Below are 21,461 nucleotides of genomic sequence, written 5' to 3'. Positions count from 1 at the left end.
TCGGACTCCGGTTGTCCCGTCTGAGGCGGTGACAGGACAGGTTGCCGTTGAGGACGCCGCCGCTGAGCTTCGTGAGCGCGGATGCGAGCTAGGTCTTGGGGTCCGTCGGACCCAGGTTCGCCGCGGTCAACATCGCGATGGACCGACGCCACGCCGCCGGGCCCACGTCGTGCATGAAGCGTCAGGGGTATGAGGCACGATCACGGCATGGAGGTGGTCAGTCTCGGAGAGTTCGCCCGGGCGTGGGCCGTCCACACCCGCCGCATCGGGTGGCTGCTCGGGGCCGGCGCCAGCGCCGCCGCCGGAGTCCCGACCGCGGCGCGGATCGTCGACGACCTCCTACTTCGCCTGTACGCGGCTGACTTCCAGCAGGTACGTCAGAACCTCGACCCCGGTGACCCCGCGGTAATGGCAAGGGTGCGCGCGCACTATGACGGCGCGAACGGCATCCCACCATTGGGATCGCCGGCTGATTACTCGGCTGCCTTCCAGGCCGCTATGCCTGACGCCGAGGTCCGCCGCCACTACCTCCGACAGCTGTTCGCCGGTCGGATGCCGTGCTTCGGGCAACGGTTGCTCGGTGCCGCCGTGGCCGCGGGAGCCGCCGATCTCCTCATCACCACCAACTTCGACGACCTCATCGAAAGGGCCGTGACCGAGGCACACACAGCCCGGCGGAGTGGGCCCGCCCGGCTGCTTTCTGTATCTGCACTAGAGAGTCGGCGACGGGCCTCCACCGCCGTCGCCGACGATGAGTGGCCCCTGCTGATCAAGCTGCACGGGGACTTCCGGGAGATGGCTCTCAAGAACCTAGACAGCGAGCTGCGCGACCAGGACACGACTCTGCGGAGGGTCATCGTCGACTCCAGTCGACGCTTTGGGCTGGCTGTAGCTGGATACAGCGGCCGCGACCAGAGCGTCATGAGCATGCTCGCCGATTCCCTGCAGCCCGACGCATGGCCGGCAGGGCTGTGGTGGCTCACCAGGGATCCCGGGTCGCTACAAGCCTCAGTGATCGAGCTACTGGAACGGGCGCGCGGGGCGGGAATCGCTGCCCGTGTAGTGGAGTCCGCCACATTCGACGAGGCCATGGGAGCACTGGCAGATCAGGTGCGCCTAGATGATGGGGTTCGAGCTTACGTCGATGGGCTGCGACCGCGTGCTCGAGTGGTCGACGCGCCTCTGCCCCAGGCAGACGGCGCCTTTCCCGTCCTGAGACTGAACGCCGTCCCTATCCTCAGTGCGCCGTCCCGACTCCTGCGTACGGCAGCGCCAGCCGGGGCGACCGCGGCGGAGGTCCGGGATCTGCTCCGTGCGGCCGCCTGGCGAGGGGCTGCCGTTCTAGGACCGGACGAGGTGTTGGCCTTTGGATGCCCCGGCGATCTGCAGATGGCATTGGGTAGCGGTCAGCCGCCGGCCGTCGTCGAGGTCGATCTTCTGGCTGCGGATGTCCTTACGCATCAGGTCGCCCTGATCGGCGAAGCCATCACGCGAGGGCTGGCGAGGCGGCTTCCGGTCAAGGCCCGCATCCGTGACACAGGCAACCGGCTCATCGTCGTCCCGGCGCGCCCGGATGAGCCAGCCAAGCTCGGCGGGATCCGGCAAGCGCTGCAGCAGGCCTACGGCGAGCCCATCTGCGGAGAGCTTTCCAGCCAGTACGGCAAGGGCGACGGTGGCGCGCGTCGGAGGTTCGCCGAGGGTGTGGAGTTGCGCATCGAACGTTGGCTTGACCAGCACTGGCTACTTTTCACGCCGTTCACCTGGGTCGAACCAACCGCCGAGATGGCGCAGGCGGCAAGGGAGCGCTCAGCACAGCGCCCCTTAGACCCCGCCGCCCCGTGGATTGCCGAACGGTGGACGCAGCGACGGCGCAACGAGACGTGGGCTGCCATCCTCGGCTCCTGGGCCGAAGTGATGGCACCTCGCTCCGGTAGTTGTCGGGTGCACGCACTGCCGCGGGCGGTCGGCGACCGGCCCGAGGCGGTCGGAGGTTCCTTCGAGCTGGGCAGCATCACCGCCTACAGCCGGAGGGGCAGATGACGCGCCCGGGCATGCCGCAGCCGACGCCGTCCACGCTGTCCACGGGTGCCGTCAGCAGGCTTCCAGGGCATCGCGTTCTAGCCGAACCCGACCTCGTCTTCGGCGCTGGGCCCGGCGCCCCGCGCCACGCGCACCCGCTGGTCGGCCTTACGCGGCACGGCCCGTATTCACGGCCGCCGACCGAGGCGGCAATCCGCGTCGCCACCATCACCGTGAGCGGGCAGCAGATGCTCCTCAACGGATTTCTCAGTGGCCTGCGCAAAGCCTACGAAGCCAGTGACCGTAAGTCCTACGTCCCGACGTTCCCCGGATTCGCTCAGGTGTTCGGCGTTGATCTGGTGCCGGCGCACGACCGACACTTCGACCTCGACCCCGCTGCAGTGGGAAGCGGCCCCGACGCCCACGAGCGGCTGGTTGAGGCGCTAGGCCGAGCCCTCCTCCGCCTCCAATCCAGCCGGGACGCTTGGGACGTAGTCGTCTTTCTCCTACCAACCGGCTGGGAACCTCTGCGCGAATCTCCGGATGGCAGGTACCAACTGCACGACCGCTTGAAGGCCTTTGCCGCACCGCTTGGGATACCAGTGCAATTCTTGCGCGAGTCCTCCGCCGTGCAGTTCCGTCATCACGCCAGCCTCGCGTGGAGGCTGTCGATCGCTCTGCTGACCAAGGCCGGAGGCACTCCCTGGCGGATCGCGCCGACCACACCAGAGGACACCGCCTACATCGGTTTGGCGTACGCCATCCGCGGGGGGACCAAGGACGCCTTCGTCACTTGCTGCTCGCAGGTCTTCGACGCCGAGGGCGGCGGCATGGAGTTCGTCGCTTATAACGTCGGCGCAGACCGGGACCTGCAGAATCCGCACTTGACACGCGAGGAGATGCGAGCCGTCATGTCGCGCAGTGTTCGCCTCTATCAACAGCGACATGCCGGCCGTACCCCTCGCCGGATTAGCGTTCATAAGACGACCCGTTGGCGCTCCGAGGAGGTCGACGGCGTCTTCGACGCTTGGTCGGCCACACCTGATATCGAGTGCGTCACTGTTCAGGCGCGTACGGCTTGGCGCGGCGTTGTCCTTGAACAAGGCATTGGCGGCGCACGAAGCGCGCCGGGCAGTTGGCCCGTGGAACGCGGCACCATGCAGCAGCTGTCCGGACGCGCTGCCCTGCTCTGGGTGTCAGGGACGGCGCCGACCATGTCCCTGCGCGGCCGCCCTTACAACCCCAGCGTCAAGGGCATCCCGACTCCATGTGTTATCACCCGGGACGCCGGTGCAGGGCCATTGGAGATCACCGCCGCCGACGTCCTGGCGCTATCGAAGCTCGACTGGAATAACGATGCCGCGTTCGACCCGACGCCCGTCACCATCGGCCACAGCCAGCGGCTTGCGCGCGTAATCGCTCACGTACCGGAACTGCCGGACAACGTCTACCCGTACCGCCTTTTTATGTAGGCCTGGGGGTGTGTGCTCATTGCTCCCTGATTGTCGAGCATGACCCCCACCCCACGTTCGCCGGCCTCCATCCTGGCCGGCGGATCACCCGCTGAAGCTAAGGAAGCCCGTGGCCGTTGACATCGAGCAGCAGATCAACCGCGTCTGGACCCCGGACGTCCGTCCAACGGTGGCGGAGGCTTGGCGATGCTATGGCGCAGGCGCCTACAGAGCTTGTATCGCGCTGACGTGGGCCGCCGTGTGCGCTGACTTGATCGACAAAATCATCCGCCTCGCCGACGAGGGGGAGGGGGACGCCGCGTCTTTTGCTACGAAGGTTGCGAGTGCCCGCGCGGCCGGCATCAGTGTCGATGGAGTCCGTGACATGCAGGAAGTGGAACGGATCTGCCTGGACACTGCTGTCAAGCTGGACGTCCTCGATGACGTGACCGCGCGCGAGCTAGAGCGACTGCGCGAAGACCGCCACCTTTGCGTGCATCCCTCGCTGAGAGGGTTCGGTGAGACATACGCGCCGACCGCGGAGTATGCGCGTGCCCATCTTGCCGTCGCACTGGATGAGCTGCTCACGCAACCTCCGGTCCAGGGCAGGAAGGCCGTGCAACAGCTAGTGGCCTATGTCATGGACCCACAGTTCGTCTCGAGCCCTGGTCACATAACCCATGTCTTCCACGACCGCGTGCGTCCGAACACTCGGCGTCAGCTCATTGAGCTGGCCGTCAAGCACGCCGTCCTTGAGCTGCCTGTGGAAGAGCCCCCGGGCGGGCGTGTTGTCGCCGAGCGCATGCATGAGGTCGTTCAAGCTTTCCTAGCGCGAGACCGAGATGCGGTCACCCCGGCGATCAGCAAGGTGATGGACCGCCTTGCCGCGCTAGACAGCGCCGGGCTGACCGGCGCCATTGGCCGAGTAGGCGACCTTGATGTGCTGTGGGAGCTCTTGCCGGCGCCTTTGGTCGATCGCATCGCCGACATGCTGGCCGCGGCGCAACTGCCTACCCACGCGGACTCCCTGGCAATGGAGGACCTGACGCCGGAACAGGTGGACCTGCTGTCACCGGTCGGCTCAGCGGCGGCTAGGGCCCGGATTCCGTTGCTCGTCACGCGGTTCGGCGAGCTGACCGTCGAGGGCAGGGCCAGTGTCATGGCTCGCCGGGTGAGCCGAAGTCTCGTCATGCATGTGCCTGAGATCCTGCGGGATGCATATTCATTCCGTGCCGCTGAGGGTCTCACGCAACGGGTTGTTCTCCCGTACGCTCCGCTGCTGGACTTGAGCTTGCTGGAAAAGGCCCTTATGGCTTGGGCCGAAAACAGTCAGTGCCGGACCGCCATGGCGATGCAGGAGCATGCGGCGCGGTTGTACGAGGCCACCTCGCATCTGCGTCCAGCAGATCGCGATTTGTGGAAACGCTTCGTCGAGCGCGTCCGCGAGGTGGGTCCGGGAGACAGCTACTATCGGTACGAGAACGTCGAGCGACTTTTCGCCGAAAAGTTCTAGAGGGCGGGACGCGTCGAATCCGACCGGGCCCCGCCTGACTGACTGGCTGAGAAGATCGGACCGTTCCGCGCCACCGCGGGTGTGCAGGGGATCCTGGATGGCGGGTTTGGATGTTCAGCCTCAGCGAGCGCTTTCTCGCGATAGTCACAGCGCTTACTCTTCGAAAACGTACTCAGACGAGCTCGTATAATCAACGAGGCCCAACGGTATAGCTGTTGCTCAGAGCGCCGAATCATCAGTTGTCGGCATTGATCAACTAGGTCAAGATCGAATCGCAGGATCACTCGACAGTACTCGGCAATCGACTCTCATCCGTTTGATCATTCGCCCAAGCTCACCTCGAACCGTCCGCTACCCCGACGGTCAGTTGATCGCCATCCGCCAGGGTGGCACCGACCGCTATTTGAGCGTCTCCACTTTGATAGAATTGAGCTCTGCAACCGCGGATGTCTGCTCAATAGAAAGTCGGCCCGCGAACTCCTTGGACCGGGAGTGCCAGAGATTGATGTTGAACTCAAGCGGCTGGTCGGGGATGGGCGTCGGGCCCCAGGGGGCTCGTTCGTAGACAACCTGCCCGTCAACTCGCCAGCGGATCGCGTCGGGTAGCCACTCGATCCCGTATTCGTGGAAGCTGGCCGCCGCATCGAACCTCAGATCAATCACTGTCGGAGTTCCGCGGTAGCCGTACTCCAGCTTCGTACCAGCAGGTCCTGGGTTGAAAAAGACGTTAACGAGCATCTTGGTGGGGTCCTTGCCGAGGAACTCGATGTCAATTTCCTGCCGGGGTCCGTTACGGTGGAGAAAGAGTCCCGTGATTAATCCGGATCCGCGGGCTGGTCGCAGTATCGCGGAGAAACGTCCGTAGAGGTAGGACCGGCAGCTTGCAATGGCTGCTGACGTGTATGCACGAACCGGCGTCGCCTCGGCTTGAAACCGGAGGCGGGCAGGTGACCCCGCCGCCTCCATAAAATTCTTCGGCGAAAACAGTGATAGGTTGCTCGGGAACGTGTCACCCCGCAAACTCCAGTCGCGCGGGTTCAAGGTTCGACCACTGATCCAGTCCGCGCTAGGGCCCTCGTTGAATGATGATTCCGACCTTTTGACGGATATGCCGTTTGACCGTTCCGGGGACTTGGCCAAAATCCAGGGCGACTTGTCGTATCGCAGGTCTTGTACCGTGTAACGCTCGAAAGGTGAAACATCGTCGATCTGCCGCTGGCCCAACTCCTCGGCGGCAGGATAGGGAAAGGATGGGTACGTCAGACCGAGGAAGCCACTGAGCTCGGCCCATTTTTCCGTGACGTGGCTCGCAAGCTGCAGGACCCGGTCGACGGGCAGTCCCTTGACCGGTCCGGGGTTGGATGACGTGCAGATAAAGCGGGCTTTCGGATACCGGCTGCTGATCTCATTCATGACGGCCGGGGTCAGGCCTCCGATATTTACGTAGGCGTTGAAGGCTTGTTTCCTCCGGCTCTGAAGCAGCGCGGCCTGCTCCGAGACGGGAAGGTCTGTTAGGTCACTGAGGCAGGTGTACCCGAGCATCGACAGGGCTGTGGCCAACGAGGTGAGGCCAGTACCGGCATCGCCGAACGCGACCACTGGCTGTTGTAGATGCCTGACTTCAGCGACAAGGGGCTTCTCGCGGGTCACAACACCAACCTGTGACAGCACTGGTAGTACGGAGTAGGCGTTCGTGGAAGGCTCATCGATCCGCTGTTCGATGAGTGAACGGCCGGCGGTGTAGACGGTCAGCTTCTCGAACTGAAGATTGAGCCAGAGGTCCACCGGTCCGTGCATGGGCAGGAGGTCCAGGAGCCGCTGCGCACCCTGCTTCGAGAGCACGTAGCCCGATGCCTGCCAGAGGCCAGGCAAGGGTTGGTACAACGCTGCCTTGATGCGCTGACGTGTCCCTGGGTTCGTTTCGTGAAAAGACAGGTATAGGAGATCCCAACCACGGTCTGCTTGGACGTGGCGGTGGAGCGCCGACCAGGTTCGCTCGAGGCCGCCGGCGAAGCCATATGCCAGGAAGACGTCATCCTCTAGCACTAGGGTATTGGTGGCGTCGCCGGTCGCGACATGTCTCCAGACCTCGATGTGCGATAGCGCGACCGCAATCTCTTGCCGTGTCATGCTGATCTTGAGTGCCCGCGTCTGGTCATTGATGAAGAGTTGTGGGTTCGGCGCCACGGTCAGTTGGTCGGCCAGGCTGAACTCTGTAATCAGCGTCCCATTGTCTGGGGTGGTGCGCAGGTACCGGGCATCCGTGGCTGAGAATCTCCTAGTAATCGTTGTCAGCGGCTCGCCGTGTCGCGCCTGAAAGCGGTTGAGTTCGCGCTGCAGTCGCTTCCACCGGTCTGGCTTACGATCAAGGTTGATGACGTAGATGCGGGAGATCGCATCAGGGGCGCTGGCGTGCGAGAACGTCTGAGCAGTGCGGCTGGCATCTAGGACACGTGCATGCAGCCGCAGACGATGCCGCAGACGCTCACCTAGATCGGCAAGATGGGATGCGTTCACCGGCCGAGGGCTCCTGCCACATATTGTCCGGTGCGTCTGGATCGCTCACGCATGCTGCGAACCCCAGATGCGCCAATTACGTTGATCCGCCCGGTAGTCGAGGGACCACTTGCTGACGGCAACCGACTCCCAGTCAGGTAAGAGCATGAAGTCTCTTGTCGCGGCCTCGGCGCCCGGCTCGACGCAGTGAGCGACCACGCAGGCTGTCAGGTTGCCTGGTCCGGTCAGCGCTTGGACGTCGCGGTCCTCGGGTCGGTGGCGGAGAACTAGTGTTGTTGCGCGTTCGAGGGCTCGACCGATTATCGGGTGCCGGCGGGGCGCTATAAGTGGGTTGTTGTTGACGTAGAAGATCCGGTGCTCGCCTTGCTGGCTGGCCGCGGCGTGAGGGTCACTCACCATGGAGTCGGTTCGAAGGTCGTAGCAAAGGGATTGCAACTTCAGACGACCGTCGCTGATGTAGGGGTCGAGTGATGTGCCCTGGTAAACGTCATCCGCGTCCGCGTAAAGGCCGCCGTTCTCGAGGATGAAGCACAGGCGGAAGTAGTCGGCGCGCATCGCCGGGTGCTCGCAACGCTCAAATGCCGCTACATGGCGATCGCTGTACCGAGCCGCGATGAACTGCCTCGCCGAGCGATCGTCGAAGAGTAGCCGCTGGAATCCAGAACGATCTAAAGGCTTCCAACTGTCTAGGCAAGCTCTTACGTCCGCAGGAATCTTTCTGACATCATCCCAGAACTGCACAAGTACTCGTGGAGGTCCTGGCGAGGAGTCGCTCGCCGCCAATGGCGCTTGCTCCTGCATCAAGCGCTGCACGTACCGGGATCTGAGCGCATGCTCATCCGTCGGTGACGGTTCGCCAACGGTCTCTGTCGAATGATCTGCATTCATGTGCGGACGAGTATCGTTGTCCACGAGTCCACCGTCAACCGATCGTGATAGCTCTCAGATCGTCCGGCACTGATTGCCGATCACCATCGTGCCGCGTCAAGTGGTGAGTAGGCACCCGCCGGGTGTGGCGTCCACGAAGTGCGTTCCGTTAGACGTGGACGATGACGGTCGGCGTACAGGGGCCCGGTATCCCGGTGGCGCCACCAAGGCCTGGGTTCTGGACGATCCGTGTCTGCCCAGCGCGATCACGGGTAGCGCGGGTGGCGGCAACCAGTTGGGCGTCACGCTGGGCTATACCGACGGCACCATCGCCGCGCAGACCGGTAACCCGAGCAGGTACACCGGCCTGGTCACCTCGATCCGCGACGTCGTCGAGACACGCACCACCGGCTACAGCAACGACGCGCTGACCGGCTCACCGTCCTCGTTAACAAGTTCGACGGTGGGCCACGGCGGACTGCATTCGAGGCCGCGATGAAGATCGACACGACTGTCCGCTTGGCTGCAGTGCGCGGACCGGCCGCCTAGTTTAGATTGGATGTCCGCCCGAACCGGAGGTCGCTGCAATCGGTGGGCGGAACAGGTGGGGACTCGCGGCTTGGTGACTACCATTCGAGTCCGTGCGCCCTCGTCCGGGGTAGTTCGCCGCGGACCAACCGAGCGGTTGACCAGCGGAAGCGGACTTCGGCGAACTGGTGCGGATCCCCGCCGACGACTGGGGGTCAAGGGTTGACCGTTGGCGGCGGGAAACGTGGCGCGTCGGCGCTCATCGAGTCGAGTCTGCCGTCGGGGTCTGACCGGACGGCGTTGCGTCGGGGTGGGTGGGGGAGCGGTCGACCAGTCGGTCCCCGTGCTCGAAGCGCAGCTGGGTGAGCAGCAGGCTGGCTGCACCGAGGGCGCCGAGGGCGTAACGGCGGTGGTCGGCGCGGTCCTCGATGCGGTGCGCGGCCGGGTTTCGCACCGCCATCGCGACACCCATAGCCAGCCGGTGCCAGCCTTCCCGCTCGCCGTCGATGGCCCCCATGCGGTACTGGCCGTCCTTGCCGAAGACGGCCGTCATAAGCTTTTCGCCGACCAGGTCGGCGGGCTGGCCGGTCCAGCGGCGGATACGGTCCTCGGTGAACAGCGCCGTTTGGCTGACCGTTTTGCCCCAGTGGGCGGCTTGGACGTCGGCCGCGACGAACTCCCACAGCTCGGGATCCACACCGGCGGCGTCGAAGGCGCCACTCTCGGCCGCCAGCCAGTCGAGTTCGTGTACGGCAGCGTCGAGAAGGCCGATGACCTCTCGAGCCGCCGCCTCGGAAAACTGGCCGAAGGGAAAGACGCGCCCGCCGATCGTCATCGGCTTCTCCCACTCGACGGCGAGGACTCGCTGGGTGATCGGGTGGTCCTGTCCCAGCGCGCGGGGCAGGGCGAGTTGCACCCGGGTCCACCAGGAGATGAAGGCTGACCCCCGGGTCGAGGGGGCCAGCTCCCCGGCCAGCTTGGTCAGCTCCTTCTTCAAGGTGACCAGTGTCTGGCGGGTACGGTCAATGGCGGCCACCGCCCGATCCTCCCACCAGCCTCACTCGCGGTCTGGACCGGCAGATCGACCCGCTACCCGCGGGATGCCTCCGGATTGCTGCCCATGCCATCCTCGGGACCGGTAGCCCAGAGGCCTCCGTGTGCGGCGGTAGTTGAGGTGGCGAACGAGCGGCTCTGTGAGGGGCGTAAGGCCGAGCAGGAACTGGCGCAACAGCGAGAGAAGCTCGATGGTGCTCTCGGACTCGAGCTCAAGACGGTCGGCTTTGGTCTCAGCGGGGCACACAACGGTCGGGCGCCACCAGTCTGCACATTCGTGCCAGCTCCCGGCAGGCGCGCCTGGGTCGGAGATGGCGGCCAACGGACGTAACTCGGCTCGGGGTTCACGCTGCCGCGGTATGACTCGGTTGAGGCCAGAAGACAGGGCGGCAGGCACTCTTTAGGCACCCAATATGATCGATAATCGCAATTACTCTTTCGCCGGAACAAAGATCAACAGGCCGATGAGCTGTGACGATACGTCTCGACCAACGTGAGCAAACGGATCAAGGTCAATTCGCAGGTTCCATGGCGATGCGGCCGTTAGCGCACGCCTATTCGGCCGATGCCGCCCTGGCTATCTTGGGCCGATTGCTGCGCGCTGTCGCGAGACGGTGCGCTTGGTCGTGGCGAGCTGGGCGGCGACTTCCCGGAGCGACCGGCCGCGATCGGTGAGGCGGTGGACCACCTGGGCTTGCTCAGCGGCGGTGAGGTCGGCGTAGTGGATGCCGTCGCCGGCCATGGCGCGTTCGACGGCGATCTCGTCGACATCGTCCGGCGGGGGCTTGGTGGCGGCCGGTGGAGGCGGGACGTCGGTGTCGATGTCGTCCCAGGCCAGCGGCGGCAGCCACCCGTGCGCGACGGCGTGAGCTCGGGCGGCATCGGCAGCGGCGCGCTGCACGCCGGTGTCTCGTGGTGGCGGGGTGTTCGACAGCCGCTCGTACAGCGTGGCGACGTCCTGGGCAGTCCTGGCGGTGACCGACGGGCTGGTCAGGCTGCGACGGAGACTGCCCGGGCGGCGGGCGATCTCAGCTGCCAGCAGGTCGGGGGACCAGCCGATGGCGATGAGGGCTTGCAGTCGGCGCCGGGTCCCGGTGGCGTCGACGCGACTGCGCGGGGCGCGGTTGGCGTCATCGATGCTGACGTTCAAGATCCGTATGGCGGTGGAGGGGCGGATCCGTCGGTGGGCGCGACCGGGAGCGGCCAGGTCGCGGACGTGGTTGACGGACATCTCGGCGACAGTGGCGATGCGCTCGACCCCGATTCCGGCTGCCCGGAGCGCGACGAGGTGGTCATGGATTGGGCCGGCGTCGACGAGCGGCTGCCAGCGGCCGTACGCACGCTGTCGGTTCGCGACGCGGGAGGCGGCGGTGTTCGCAGCGGTGCAGTCGGTGCAGCGGCAGCGGTCCTTGACGTAGGCAGCGCGGGTGCCGTGGACGTGCTGACTCCGTGGGTGGATGCACTCGCGAGTCACCCTCGTGCCGGCTCGCTGCGCACGCCGGGCGGCCTGCTCGACGGCCAGCCGGTGCTTGTCGCAGGAGTGTCTGGGGTGGTGGGCATCGGCCAGCGGGATGCTGGCGTAGTCGGCGGTGTAGCCGCAGCTCGAGCAGGTACGGGTCGTCCTCATCGCCGGCGTGGCTGCCCGAGCGACCGGTCGCCTCGGCCCCGCCCGGGAATGCCGGCGCGGATCACCATGTCGTCGATCCAGTCGGTGCGGACCGTGCCGACGTCCCCGATGTGCTCGTCGAAGGCCAATGCGGTGAACTGCCGGGAGATGACCGACCACTCCGTATCGGACAGCGGCCGTTCGAGGTGGGCCTCGACCGTGAGACGGTCGACGTAGGCCACGCTCGTCTCGAGCACGTTGGCCAGTTCGGTCAGCAGCCGGTAGGCGTCTCCGCCGTAGGCGCTGACCACCGCCGCGAGAGCACGGCGCCGGCCGACCGGACCTTCTGAATCCTCGCGGCCGGTCGGGGTGGCACGGGCTCGTGGCGGCTCGTTCGACTCGAGGGTGGTTGCGTCGTCGGTGACCGACTCCTCGGTGGGACGCGACATCGGTGCTCCTCCCGGCAGTGGGTGCTCGCGTGGGAGCAGGCGCCAGGGGACGTCGCGTTCTGACACCGGAGGCCTGAACCATGGTGAGAGGCGCACGGAGGGAACAGCTGATGACGCCGACGGGAGGCCCGATGTCAGTAGCGGGCGGCAAGCTGACCCGCGCGCTCACGGCGCTCGAGAAGGTCTCCATGCGGAACGGCAGAAGCGACGGCACCGGCGGTCCACGGGAGTCGGGTGGCCGGTTCGGGTTGTTGCGTGCGGTGGCTGCGGCACCGGCGATGCTGGGCAGCGTGGGGCTCGTCGTCGTCGCGACCGGTGGGCTGGGTGCGTGGGCGCTGCCGGCCTTGCTGATATGGGTGGGCTGCGGAGCGGTCGCGCTCACCCGGGGCGGGGAACGGATCGCCGTGCGGGTGGCATTCGGGTTCCGCCGGCCCAGCCCGGCGCAAGCAGCGGTGCTCCAGCCGCTCTGTGCTGCAGCCCTGACGTCGGCCGGGACGCGTGCGGACGACGTCGAGCTGTACGTGCAGCGGAACCGGCAGCTCAACGCCTACGCCACCGGCGGGCGCAGCGTCGCCGTCACCAGCCGGGTGCTGGACGAGCACCGAGCCGGTCGCCTGTCAGACGGTCAAGTGGTGGCTGTTCTCGTCCATGAGCTCGGACATCACGCCTCCAGAGCCACGCGGCCGATGCTGATCGCCATGTGGCTGGCGGCGCCGTGGCGCGTCGCGGCGCGGCTGCTGGCCAGTCTCACGAGCGGTCTGTCGCGTTGTCAGCCCGGGTGGGCGCTCGCGGTGGTGTGCGTCTGCGGCGTCGTCGTTGCCGTGGTTCGGGCGGTGCACGAGGGGCGCTGGCTGGCCGGGGGAGTGATCGCGGCAATCGCGCTCATCGCCGTGGTCTGTCCGCTGGTCGACGCGTGGGCCTGCCGGCGTGCCGAGTTTGCTGCTGATCGGTTCGCTGCCGACCATGGCCGGGCGGACGAGCTGGCAGCAGCGCTGCGCGCACTGCATGGTCGGTCGAGCACCGTCTCCGGCTTGTCTGGGCGGCTGCTGGCAACCCACCCGACAGCCGACGAGCGGATCACTGCGCTCGGGAGGGTCGCCACCGGCTGGCATGCGGCCGTGCTCCGGTCCAGGCGCTTGGTCCGGGCCTCCCGCAGGTCGCTGGAGCTGTCCCCGGCTGAGTGAGCTCGCTCGGCGTCACTCAGCCTGGGAGACGACGGCGGGAGCGCCGGGAACGTTCGGCGGCACCACGTTGGGGCCGGCTGCGACGGGGCGAAGCTCGTTCTGCGGGTGCAGCCGGACCGCGACGAGGGCGACGTCGTCGTCGCGGTCTCAGGCAGCATGCAGGCGAGCAGCTCGTCGCACAGCTCGTCGAGGTCTCGCCCGGCCAGGTCTCCGAGGGCTTCCTGCAGTCGCTGCAGGCCGTGGTCCAGGTCGGTGTCCCGGCGCTCGATGAGGCCGTCGGTGTAGAGGATGACGATGCTGTCCCGCTGCAGGACGAGTTCTTGCTCGCGGCGGCGCGTGGCGGGGTCGACTTCGAGCAACATGTCCGCCCGCAGTCCGAGCAGCGGCGCGACGTTGCCGTCGGGGTCGATGACGAAGGGCGGCGGGTGGCCGGCGTTGGACCAGCGCACCCGGGTCTCGCCGCGCGAACGCTCGTCGGGGGTCTGCTCGAGGCGGACGGCTGCGGCGGTGGCACTGCTGTGCACCCTGAGGGTCTCCATCACCGCGTCCGTGCGCCGCAGGATGTCGGCGGGACCGTCGTTCCCTTCCGCGCCGAAGGCTCGGAGGATCGTGCGGACCTGGCCCATGGCCGCTGCTGCCTTGACGTCGTGCCCGACGACGTCGCCGATGACCAGGACCATCGCGCCCTCCGGCTGGAGGAACGCGTCGTACCAGTCCCCACCCACCTGGGCTGCCTGACCTGAAGGCACATAACGTACGACGACCTGGGCGTGGTCGGGCTCCGGCGAAGGTGTCAGCAGCGACCGCTGCAGTCCCTCGGCCAGGCTGCGCTGCTGGCGGTACAGCCGCGCGTTGTCCAGCACGAGGCCGGCGCGCGCGGCGACGTGCCGCAGCGTGGTCAGGTCCTCGGGGGTGAAGCCGCCCCGTTCGGCCCCGTTGGCGACGATTAGCAACCCGACGACGGTTAGCACCCCGACGGGCCCGGTGCGGCCGGGGAGCGGCACGACTGCCACGGCCTCGGGGGCGAGCGCCGAGACGAGCTCCTGCACGGGTCCCGCGGTGACCATCCGCCGGCCGCCTTCGGTCGCCCCCGAGGGCAGCAGCTGCAGCTGTCCGCTGGACAGCGCGGTCATGGTGATCGAGTTCTCGGTGAGCGCCCGGAGCCGGCTCTGGGCGTAGGCGTCGGTGATCGCGCGCATGTGCGGGTCGGTGTGCCAGGAGCTGGCCTTCCACAGCCTGCGACAGGAACCGGCAATTCCTGGTCGTCGACGAGGGTGAGGATGCACCAGTCGGCGAGCACCGGGACCACCAGCTGCGCCAACCGGCCTACCGCCTCGTCGCCGTCCAGGCTGCCGTTGAGCTCGGAAATGATGCGGTTGAGCAGCCGTTCCCGAGCGGCGGCGTGCTCAGCCCGGTCCTGGGCGTCGCGGCGGGCGGTCACGTCCCAGGCGGCGCCCAGCACTCGGACCGTGATGCCGGCTTTGTCGCAGAGCGCTCGGCCGCGGGCGGCCACCCAGCGCAGCGAGCCGTCGGTGTGCAGCACGCGGTACTCGGCCTCGTAGTCACCGCAGGTGTCGATGGCCTTCTGCAGCAGGCGGGTGACCCGGTCGAGGTCCTCGGGGTGCAGCCGGGAGTTGAACCCCTCGATGGTCCGGTTGAACGTCGTAGCGTCCAGACCGAAGAGCTCCAGCAGCCGGTCGTCCCAGTGCAGCGTGCCGGTCGTCAGGTCCCAGTCGAACGTGCCGATGCCGGCAGCCGCTCGGGCGAGGTCGAGCAACTGGCCCGGCGCATCCGGGCCGTCGACCATCGGACCGGGACCGGGGAGGTCGGTCTGCTCCCCGACGAGTTCGACCCGGTCAGCGTCCAGCTGGCGCTCGTTCACGGCCCCCACCCATCGTGATCACAGGTGCGCGGCGTGCCACGCCGAGCAACGACCCGCCATCTTGCCTCACCGCCCGGTGCGGCTCGTCGTGGCGCTGGACACTCCGCTGACGGCCCCAAACACCCTGGTGCGATCGGAGTCCGCGGGCGCGCGGCGAGGGAGAGCGTCCTCACGGACGTGCGAGTGGTTTGCCCGGGCGGTGCAGCGGTTAGCGGCAGTGAGTCGGTGAGCAGAACCGGCCAATGCCGCGTCGCACCTGCACCGGCCTGTCCCGGCCGGAGACCCGTGACCCTCGTCGAGACCTTCCATGCTGCGCTGTCCTCCCTGGCGGTAAACCTGCCCCGTCCCGAGCTGCTGCCCGAACGGCTCGCCCGGGCGTGCGCCCAGGTCCTACCGGTGGACGGCGCCGGCATCAGCCACTTCTTCACCGCCGACCGGCGGCTGCCGCTGGGTGCCAGCGACCCGGTGTCGGCCGAGGCGGAGCGGCTGCAGTTCACGGCTGGGGAAGGGCCCTGCTTGAGCGCCCATGCCGAGGGGACGCCGATCGTGGCCGGTGAGAGCACGATCGAGGCCCGGTGGCCGGCCTTCCCCGGCACGCTGGTCACCCATACGCCGATCAGGGGCACGATCTTGCTCCCGCTGCGCCACGGACTGCAGGGCATCGGTGCGGTGGACCTATACGTGGTGCCACCCAACGACGTTGCCTCGCTGAGCGTGCAGGACGCCCTGGCCATCACGGAGGAGATCGCCGTGGTGCTGCAGGCGCAGAGCCTGCACGACCGGCAGCACAGCGACGGCCCGGCATGGTTGGACGCCCCAGCCGCACAGCAGCGGTCCACGGTCTGGTAGGCGATCGGCTTCGTTAACGCTGCCCTGCGTGTTCCGAGCCCGACGCGCTCGCGCTGCTGCGCGCCCGCGCCTACTCCACCGGGCAATTCCGTGGCTGGGCGAGGATGGCAGCCTTGGTGAGCAGCTCCGCACGCTCGGCCGAGGGGGAGGAATCCCAGGTGATACCGCCGCCGGCACCATAGACGGCAGTGCCGGCGCTGCGGTCCGCGACCACCGTTCGAATCGCCACGTTGAACCGTGCGCGGAACGGCGCACCCGGTGGCGCGACGAGACCGACAGCCCCGCAGTAGACCCCCCGCGAACAGCTCTCCAGCTCGCGGATCAACTCCATGGTGCGCCGTTTGGGGGCGCCGGTGACCGACCCGCAGGGAAATAGGGCTCGGAAGACGTCGGTCAGCGTCACGTCCGGCGCCGTCCGCGCAGTGACCTCCGAGGTCAGCTGCCACACGGTGGGATAGCGCTCCAGCGTGAACAGCTCGGGGACCTCGACGCTGCCCACTCGAGCGATCCGGGACAGGTCGTTGCGCAGCAGGTCCACGATCATCAGGTTCTCAGCCCGCTCCTTGGCGCTGGACAGCAGTAGGTGCGCCAGCGCCTCGTCCTCCCCGGTGGTTCGGCCGCGCGCCGCGGTGCCCTTCATCGGGCGGGTGCGCAGGCGGTCGCCGCACCACTCGAAGAACAGCTCCGGGCTGGCGCTGGCGACGACGTACCGGCCCAGGTCGAGGTAGGCGTTGTACGCACCGCGCTGGGACAGGATCAAGTTGGCGTACAGCTGCTCGAGGTCCCCGTCGACCTGCGCCCGGAAGCGATCGGTCAGGTTGCACTGATAGGTCTCGCCCGCGGCGATGTGCTCGTGGACGCGGAGGACCGCCTCGCGGTGCTCGTCGGCCGACCAGTCCGGGACCCACCGCATCTCGTGGGGGCTTCGGTCAGGTGCGGGTTCGACCGGGGGCACGTCGCTGGGCGACCCGCAGATTCCGAACCACGCCAGCGGTGGCTGATCAGCGGAGGACGCCCCCACCGGGAGGGCCTGATCCAATCCGGGTGCCGCCTCGTAGGACAGGTACCCGAACGCCCAGTCCCCGGCCGAGGTTGAGCGATCGACCTCGCTCAGGACCGGGACCACGTCCTCCGGCCGATGGGCGGTGAGAACCCGGTGGGGTGGTGGGCACAGCAGCGCGGTCCCCGCCTGGAGGTTGTCGAATCGGGCCCAGGCGGTCGTCACGTCGGTACGTCGTCGCGGGAGGCTTGTCTCCTGTGCCCCGAGGAGCTCGTCAGCCGCTCGCTGAGGGCAGTGGTGATCACTGACCGGTCCTGCGGCCGAGTCAGGGCGCGCTGGCCCGCCGTCGTCGGCGCCTTGCCGTGTACCGCTGATCGCTCGTCGCCCATCGCGGCCACCGTGCGCGCCGCATCTATCGAGGGGACGACATCGTGGACCCGTACTCCCCAGGCGCCGGTGTGCGCGGCCAGGACGGTGGTGGCCAGCGTGGCAGCGTCTCGCTGCTCAGCGGGGTGGACTCTACCGTCGGTGGCGGCGAGCAGCTGGCCGAGGAAGGTCCTGCGGGACGCACCCATGAGCACCGGTGGTCTGAGTGGGGCCAGCCGGTCCAGACCGGCGAGCAGGGCCCAGTTGTGGGACGCCTGCCTGGCGAACCCCAGACCCGGATCGGGGATGAGCTGCGCCGGGTCGGTGCCGGAGGAAGCGGCGTCTGCCACGCGGTGTTCCAGTCCAGTGATCACCTCGCCTGCGACATCGCGGTACTGCGCTCGCTCCCGTGTCGGCGACCAGGCCGCGGCCGTGCGGGCGTCGGCCGACCCTGGGCTGACGTCGTTGACCAAGACGGCACCTGCCGCCATCGCTGCCTCGGCGATCTCCGCACGGGTCGTGTTCCACGCTGACGGTCACTCCAGATCGGGACAGCGCGGTGAACACCGGGAGCACGCGGCGACGTTCCTCCGTGACGTCGACCCGCGTCGCGCCCGGCCGGGTTGATTCCCTGCCGATATCGACGACGTCGGCTCCGGCGGCGCGCATGATCGAGCCGTGTGCGATCGCCGCTTTGGTGCCAGCGAAGCGGCCGCCGTCGGAGAAGGAGTCGGGGGGTAGAGGTCTTAGTGCTCATGGGAACCGTCACTCGATGGGCCCAGGACGACGAGCAGGTCACCGCCCTCGACCTGCTGGACGGCGCCGATCGCCACCCGGGTCACCGAGCCCGCCCGCGGCGCGGTGATCGAGGCCTCCATCTTCATCGCCTCGATCGTGCCGACCTGGGCCCCGGCCTCCACCTGGTCGCCCTCGGACACCGCCAGGGTGACGACGCCGGCGAACGGCGCGGCCACCTGGCCGGGGTCGCTGCGGTCGGCCTTCTCCGCCGGCTGGACGTCGGCCGAGACGGACCGGTCCCGCACCGACACCGGCCGCAGCTGGCCGTTCATCGTGCACATCACCGTGCGCATGCCGCGGTCGTCGGCGTCGGAGACCGCCTCGATGCCGATGAGCAGCCGGACACCGGGCTCGAGGTCGACGGAGTGCTCGGTACCGGCGCGCAGCCCGTAGAGGAACTCCTTGCTGGGCAGCACGCTGGTGTCGCCGTAGGCGTCCCGGTGGGCGCGGAACTCCTTCGCCGGGCCCGGGAACAGCAGCCGGTTCAGCGTCTCCCGCGGCTGGTCGGCCAGGCCCTGGAGGTCGTCGTCGGTGAGCTCGGCGGGCGGCTCGGCGGGGCGCCGTCCCTCCAGGGCCCGGCTGCGGAACGGCTCGGGCCAGCCGCCGGGCGGGTCGCCGAGCTCGCCGCGCAGGAACCCGACGACGGAGTCGGGCAGGTCGTGCGCGCCGGGGTCGGCGGCGAAGTCGCCGACCGCGAACCCCGGCGCCCACCAGCTGCAGCGCCAGGTCCCCGACGACCTTCGACGACGGGGTGACCTTGACCAGCCGGCCGAGCAGCCGGTCGGCCGCCGCGTACATCGCCTCGACCTCCTCGAACCGCTGGCCCAGGCCCAGCGCGATCGCCTGCTGGCGCAGGTTGGACAGCTGCCCGCCGGGGATCTCGTGGGTGTAGACCCGCCCGGTCGGCGCGGGCAGCCCGGACTCGAAGGGTGCGTAGACCCGGCGGACGGCCTCCCAGTAGGGCTCCAGGTCGTTGACCGCGGCCAGGTCCAGCCCGGTGGCCCGGTCGGTGTGGTCGGTGGCCGCGACGATGCTGGACAGCGCCGGCTGGGACGTCGTCCCGGCCAGGGCCGCGCTGGCGCCGTCCACGGCGTCGACCCCGGCCTGCCACGCGGCCATCAGGGTGGCCAGCTGCCCGCCGGGGGTGTCGTGGGTGTGCAGGTGCACGGGCAGGTCGAACCGCTCGCGCAGCGCGGTGACCAGGGTGGCCGCGGCCGGCGGGCGGAGCAGGCCGGCCATGTCCTTGATCGCCAGCACGTGCGCGCCGGCCTCGACGATCTGCTCGGCCAGCCGCAGGTAGTAGTCGAGGGTGTACAGCTGCTCGGCGGGGTCGGACAGGTCGGCGGTGTAGCAGAGCGCGACCTCGGCGAGCGCCGTCCCGGTCTCCCGGACGGCGTCGATCGCCGGGCGCATCTGGCTGACGTCGTTGAGCGCGTCGAAGACCCGGAAGACGTCGATGCCGGTGCGGGCCGCCTCGGCCACGAACGCGCTCGTGACCTGCTCGGGGTAGGGCGTGTAGCCGACGGTGTTGCGTCCGCGCAGCAGCATCTGCAGGCAGACGTTCGGCACCGCCTCGCGGAGGGCGGCCAGCCGGTCCCAGGGGTCCTCGTGCAGGAAGCGCAGCGCGACGTCGTAGGTCGCCCCGCCCCAGGCCTCGATGCTGAGCAGCTCGGGCGTGGCCCGCGCGACGTGGCCGGCGACGGCGACCAGGTCCTTGGTGCGCACCCGGGTGGCCAGCAGCGACTGGTGGGCGTCCCGGAAGGTCGTGTCGGTGACCGCGAGTGCGGTCTGCGCGCGCAGGTCGGCGGCGAACCGCTCCGGGCCGAGCGCGCGCAGCCGGTCGCGGGAGCCCTCGGCCGGCGCCTGCCGCAGGTCCAGCCGCGGCAGCTTCTCGGTCGGGTCGACCAGGTGCGGCCGCTCGCCGTGCGGCCGGTTCACCGTGACGTCGGCCAGGTAACTGAGCATCTTGGTGCCCCGGTCGGCCGAGGAGCGGGCGGTGAGCAGCTGCGGCCGCTCCTCGATGAACGACGTCGTCACCCGGCCGGCCCGGAAGTCCGGGTCGTCCAGCACGGCCTGCAGGAACGGGATGTTGGTGCTGACCCCGCGGATGCGGAACTCGGCGACCGCCCGCCGCGCCCGGGCGACCGCGAGGTCCCAGGTGCGGCCCCGGCAGGTGAGCTTGACCAGCATCGAGTCGAAGTAGGCGCCCACCTCCGCGCCCAGGGTGGCCGCGCCGTCCAGCCGGACGCTGGCGCCGCCGGGCGAGCGGTAGGCGGTGATCCGGCCGGTGTCCGGGCGGAAGCCGTTGGCCGGGTCCTCGGTGGTGATCCGGGTCTGCAGCGCCGCGCCGCGCAGCACGATCGCGTCCTGGCTCAGCCCCAGGTCGGCCAGCGTCTCCCCCGCCGCGATCCGCAGCTGGCTCTGCACCAGGTCGACGTCGGTGACCTCCTCAGTCACCGTGTGCTCGACCCGGATGCGCGGGTTCATCTCGATGAACACGTGCCGGCCCTCGCGGTCGACGAGGAACTCCACCGTGCCCGCGCAGCTGTAGCCGATCTCCCGGGCGAACCGGACGGCGTCGGCGCACATCCGCTCCCGCAGCTCCGGGTCCAGGTTCGGGGCCGGGGCGATCTCGATGACCTTCTGGTGCCGCCGCTGCACCGAGCAGTCCCGCTCGTAGAGGTGGATGACGTTCCCCTCGCCGTCGGCGAGGACCTGCACCTCGATGTGCCGCGGGTCGAGCACCGCCTGCTCGCAGAACACGGTGGCGTCGCCGAAGGCCGACTCCGCCTCCCGCATGGCCGCCTCGATCGCGCCGCGCAGCTCGGCCCGGTCGGTGACCCGGCGCATGCCGCGCCCGCCGCCGCCGGCCACGGCCTTGACGAACACCGGGCCCTCGATCGCGTCGGCGGCCGCCAGCAGCGCGTAGACGTCGTCGCTGGGCTCGGTGCCGGCCAGCACCGGCAGCCCGGCCGCCCGGGCCGCGGCGATCGCCCGCGACTTGTCCCCGGTCAGCTCCAGCACCGCCGCCGACGGGCCGACGAAGGTGATAAAACAAGCCGCGCACGCCTCCGCGAGCTCCGGGTTCTCCGACAGGAACCCGTAGCCGGGGTAGACGGCGTCGGCGCCGGCCCGCTGGGCGGCGCGGACGATCTCGCCGACGTCCAGGTAGGCCCGCACCGGGTGCCCGGGCTCGCCGATCTCGTAGCTCTCGTCGGCCTTGAGCCGGTGCACGGAGTTGCGGTCCTCGTGCGGGAAGACCGCGACCGTCCCGGCGCCCAGCTCGTAGGCGGCCCGGAACGCGCGGACGGCGATCTCGCCGCGGTTGGCGACCAGCACCTTCTCGAACAACGTGCCTCCTCGGCGAGGTCTGCGGATG

15 protein-coding genes and 3 pseudogenes are annotated in these 21,461 nt (G+C 68.5%); 6 read left to right on the top strand and 12 right to left on the bottom strand.

Going from position 1 to position 21,461, the window contains the following annotated elements; all coding sequences use genetic code 11:
* The first annotated feature begins 207 nt into the window (after positions 1 to 207).
* The 3 genes from MODMU_RS14800 (at position 208) to MODMU_RS14790 (ending at position 4,983) form a co-directional block, all read left to right on the top strand.
* On the top strand, positions 208 to 2,040 hold the full coding sequence (locus MODMU_RS14800; RefSeq protein WP_014741110.1) for an SIR2 family protein: 1,833 nt from the start codon (positions 208 to 210) through the stop codon (positions 2,038 to 2,040).
* A complete protein-coding gene (locus MODMU_RS14795; protein WP_014741109.1) occupies positions 2,037 to 3,491 on the top strand; it encodes an argonaute/piwi family protein in 1,455 nt (484 codons plus the stop codon). The genes MODMU_RS14800 and MODMU_RS14795 overlap by 4 nt, the downstream gene beginning before the upstream one ends.
* A gap of 109 nt (positions 3,492 to 3,600) precedes the next feature.
* On the top strand, positions 3,601 to 4,983 hold the full coding sequence (locus MODMU_RS14790; protein ID WP_014741108.1) for a hypothetical protein: 1,383 nt from the start codon (positions 3,601 to 3,603) through the stop codon (positions 4,981 to 4,983).
* A 399-nt stretch (positions 4,984 to 5,382) separates the two neighbouring features.
* On the opposite strand, the gene MODMU_RS27120 is transcribed toward MODMU_RS14790, so the two are convergent.
* Positions 5,383 to 7,500 carry a family 16 glycosylhydrolase gene (locus MODMU_RS27120; RefSeq protein WP_014741107.1) on the bottom strand — a complete coding sequence of 706 codons (2,118 nt, stop codon included), beginning with the start codon at positions 7,498 to 7,500 and terminating at the stop codon, positions 5,383 to 5,385.
* A 45-nt stretch (positions 7,501 to 7,545) separates the two neighbouring features.
* Positions 7,546 to 8,301, bottom strand: a complete 756-nt coding sequence (locus tag MODMU_RS27115) for a glycosyltransferase family 32 protein (protein WP_269454076.1) — start codon at positions 8,299 to 8,301, stop codon at positions 7,546 to 7,548.
* 361 nt (positions 8,302 to 8,662) lie between these two features.
* On the opposite strand from MODMU_RS27115, the gene MODMU_RS28565 reads away from it, so the two are divergent.
* Complete coding sequence (locus MODMU_RS28565; RefSeq protein ID WP_166503505.1) at positions 8,663 to 8,866, top strand: hypothetical protein; 204 nt, start codon at positions 8,663 to 8,665, stop codon at positions 8,864 to 8,866.
* Positions 8,867 to 9,154: 288 nt separating this feature from the next.
* Here the strand turns inward: MODMU_RS28565 and MODMU_RS27110 are convergent, their stop codons facing one another.
* From MODMU_RS27110 to MODMU_RS14765, 3 genes are all read right to left on the bottom strand, one after another.
* Positions 9,155 to 9,931: a TIGR02391 family protein gene (locus tag MODMU_RS27110; RefSeq protein ID WP_014741104.1), complete on the bottom strand. Its 777-nt coding sequence runs from the start codon at positions 9,929 to 9,931 to the stop codon at positions 9,155 to 9,157.
* Positions 9,932 to 10,525: 594 nt separating this feature from the next.
* On the bottom strand, positions 10,526 to 11,179 hold the full coding sequence (locus MODMU_RS29560) for a hypothetical protein (protein ID WP_231851637.1): 654 nt from the start codon (positions 11,177 to 11,179) through the stop codon (positions 10,526 to 10,528).
* A gap of 392 nt (positions 11,180 to 11,571) precedes the next feature.
* Positions 11,572 to 11,865, bottom strand: coding sequence for a hypothetical protein (locus tag MODMU_RS14765; RefSeq protein ID WP_166503504.1), 294 nt, complete (start codon positions 11,863 to 11,865; stop codon positions 11,572 to 11,574).
* Positions 11,866 to 12,083: 218 nt separating this feature from the next.
* Here MODMU_RS14765 and MODMU_RS30350 point away from each other — a divergent pair, with 218 nt between their 5' ends.
* On the top strand, positions 12,084 to 13,187 hold the full coding sequence (locus MODMU_RS30350) for a M48 family metalloprotease (protein WP_083869778.1): 1,104 nt from the start codon (positions 12,084 to 12,086) through the stop codon (positions 13,185 to 13,187).
* Between the two features lie 209 nt (positions 13,188 to 13,396).
* On the opposite strand, the pseudogene MODMU_RS30345 reads toward MODMU_RS30350, so the two are convergent.
* Positions 13,397 to 13,867 (bottom strand): annotated as a pseudogene (locus MODMU_RS30345) (PP2C family protein-serine/threonine phosphatase); the annotation flags it as partial.
* A 449-nt stretch (positions 13,868 to 14,316) separates the two neighbouring features.
* A complete protein-coding gene (locus MODMU_RS29130) occupies positions 14,317 to 15,069 on the bottom strand; it encodes a PAS domain-containing protein (protein WP_014741098.1) in 753 nt (250 codons plus the stop codon).
* Positions 15,070 to 15,354: 285 nt separating this feature from the next.
* Here MODMU_RS29130 and MODMU_RS14750 point away from each other — a divergent pair, with 285 nt between their 5' ends.
* Entirely contained in the window at positions 15,355 to 15,918 is a 564-nt protein-coding gene (locus tag MODMU_RS14750; RefSeq protein WP_014741097.1) for a GAF domain-containing protein, read from the top strand.
* A 70-nt stretch (positions 15,919 to 15,988) separates the two neighbouring features.
* Here MODMU_RS14750 and pabB read toward each other — a convergent pair whose 3' ends face one another.
* The 5 genes and pseudogenes from pabB to MODMU_RS14735 all read right to left on the bottom strand — a co-directional run.
* Entirely contained in the window at positions 15,989 to 17,044 is a 1,056-nt protein-coding gene (gene pabB, locus MODMU_RS14745) for an aminodeoxychorismate synthase component I (RefSeq protein WP_269454023.1), read from the bottom strand.
* Between the two features lie 95 nt (positions 17,045 to 17,139).
* Positions 17,140 to 17,757 carry a dihydropteroate synthase gene (locus tag MODMU_RS14740; RefSeq protein WP_269454022.1) on the bottom strand — a complete coding sequence of 206 codons (618 nt, stop codon included), beginning with the start codon at positions 17,755 to 17,757 and terminating at the stop codon, positions 17,140 to 17,142.
* 112 nt (positions 17,758 to 17,869) lie between these two features.
* Positions 17,870 to 17,971: pseudogene (locus MODMU_RS30060) on the bottom strand (dihydropteroate synthase); the annotation flags it as partial.
* A gap of 59 nt (positions 17,972 to 18,030) precedes the next feature.
* A complete protein-coding gene (locus MODMU_RS30055) occupies positions 18,031 to 18,714 on the bottom strand; it encodes a biotin/lipoyl-containing protein (protein WP_269454075.1) in 684 nt (227 codons plus the stop codon).
* Between the two features lie 97 nt (positions 18,715 to 18,811).
* A pseudogene (locus MODMU_RS14735) lies at positions 18,812 to 21,421 on the bottom strand (pyruvate carboxylase); the annotation flags it as partial.
* Between the last annotated feature and the right edge of the window lie 40 nt (positions 21,422 to 21,461).

It is taken from the genome of Modestobacter italicus (assembly GCF_000306785.1).
GTDB lineage: Bacteria > Actinomycetota > Actinomycetes > Mycobacteriales > Geodermatophilaceae > Modestobacter > Modestobacter italicus.
This window is presented reverse-complemented; position numbering and strand designations above follow the sequence as displayed.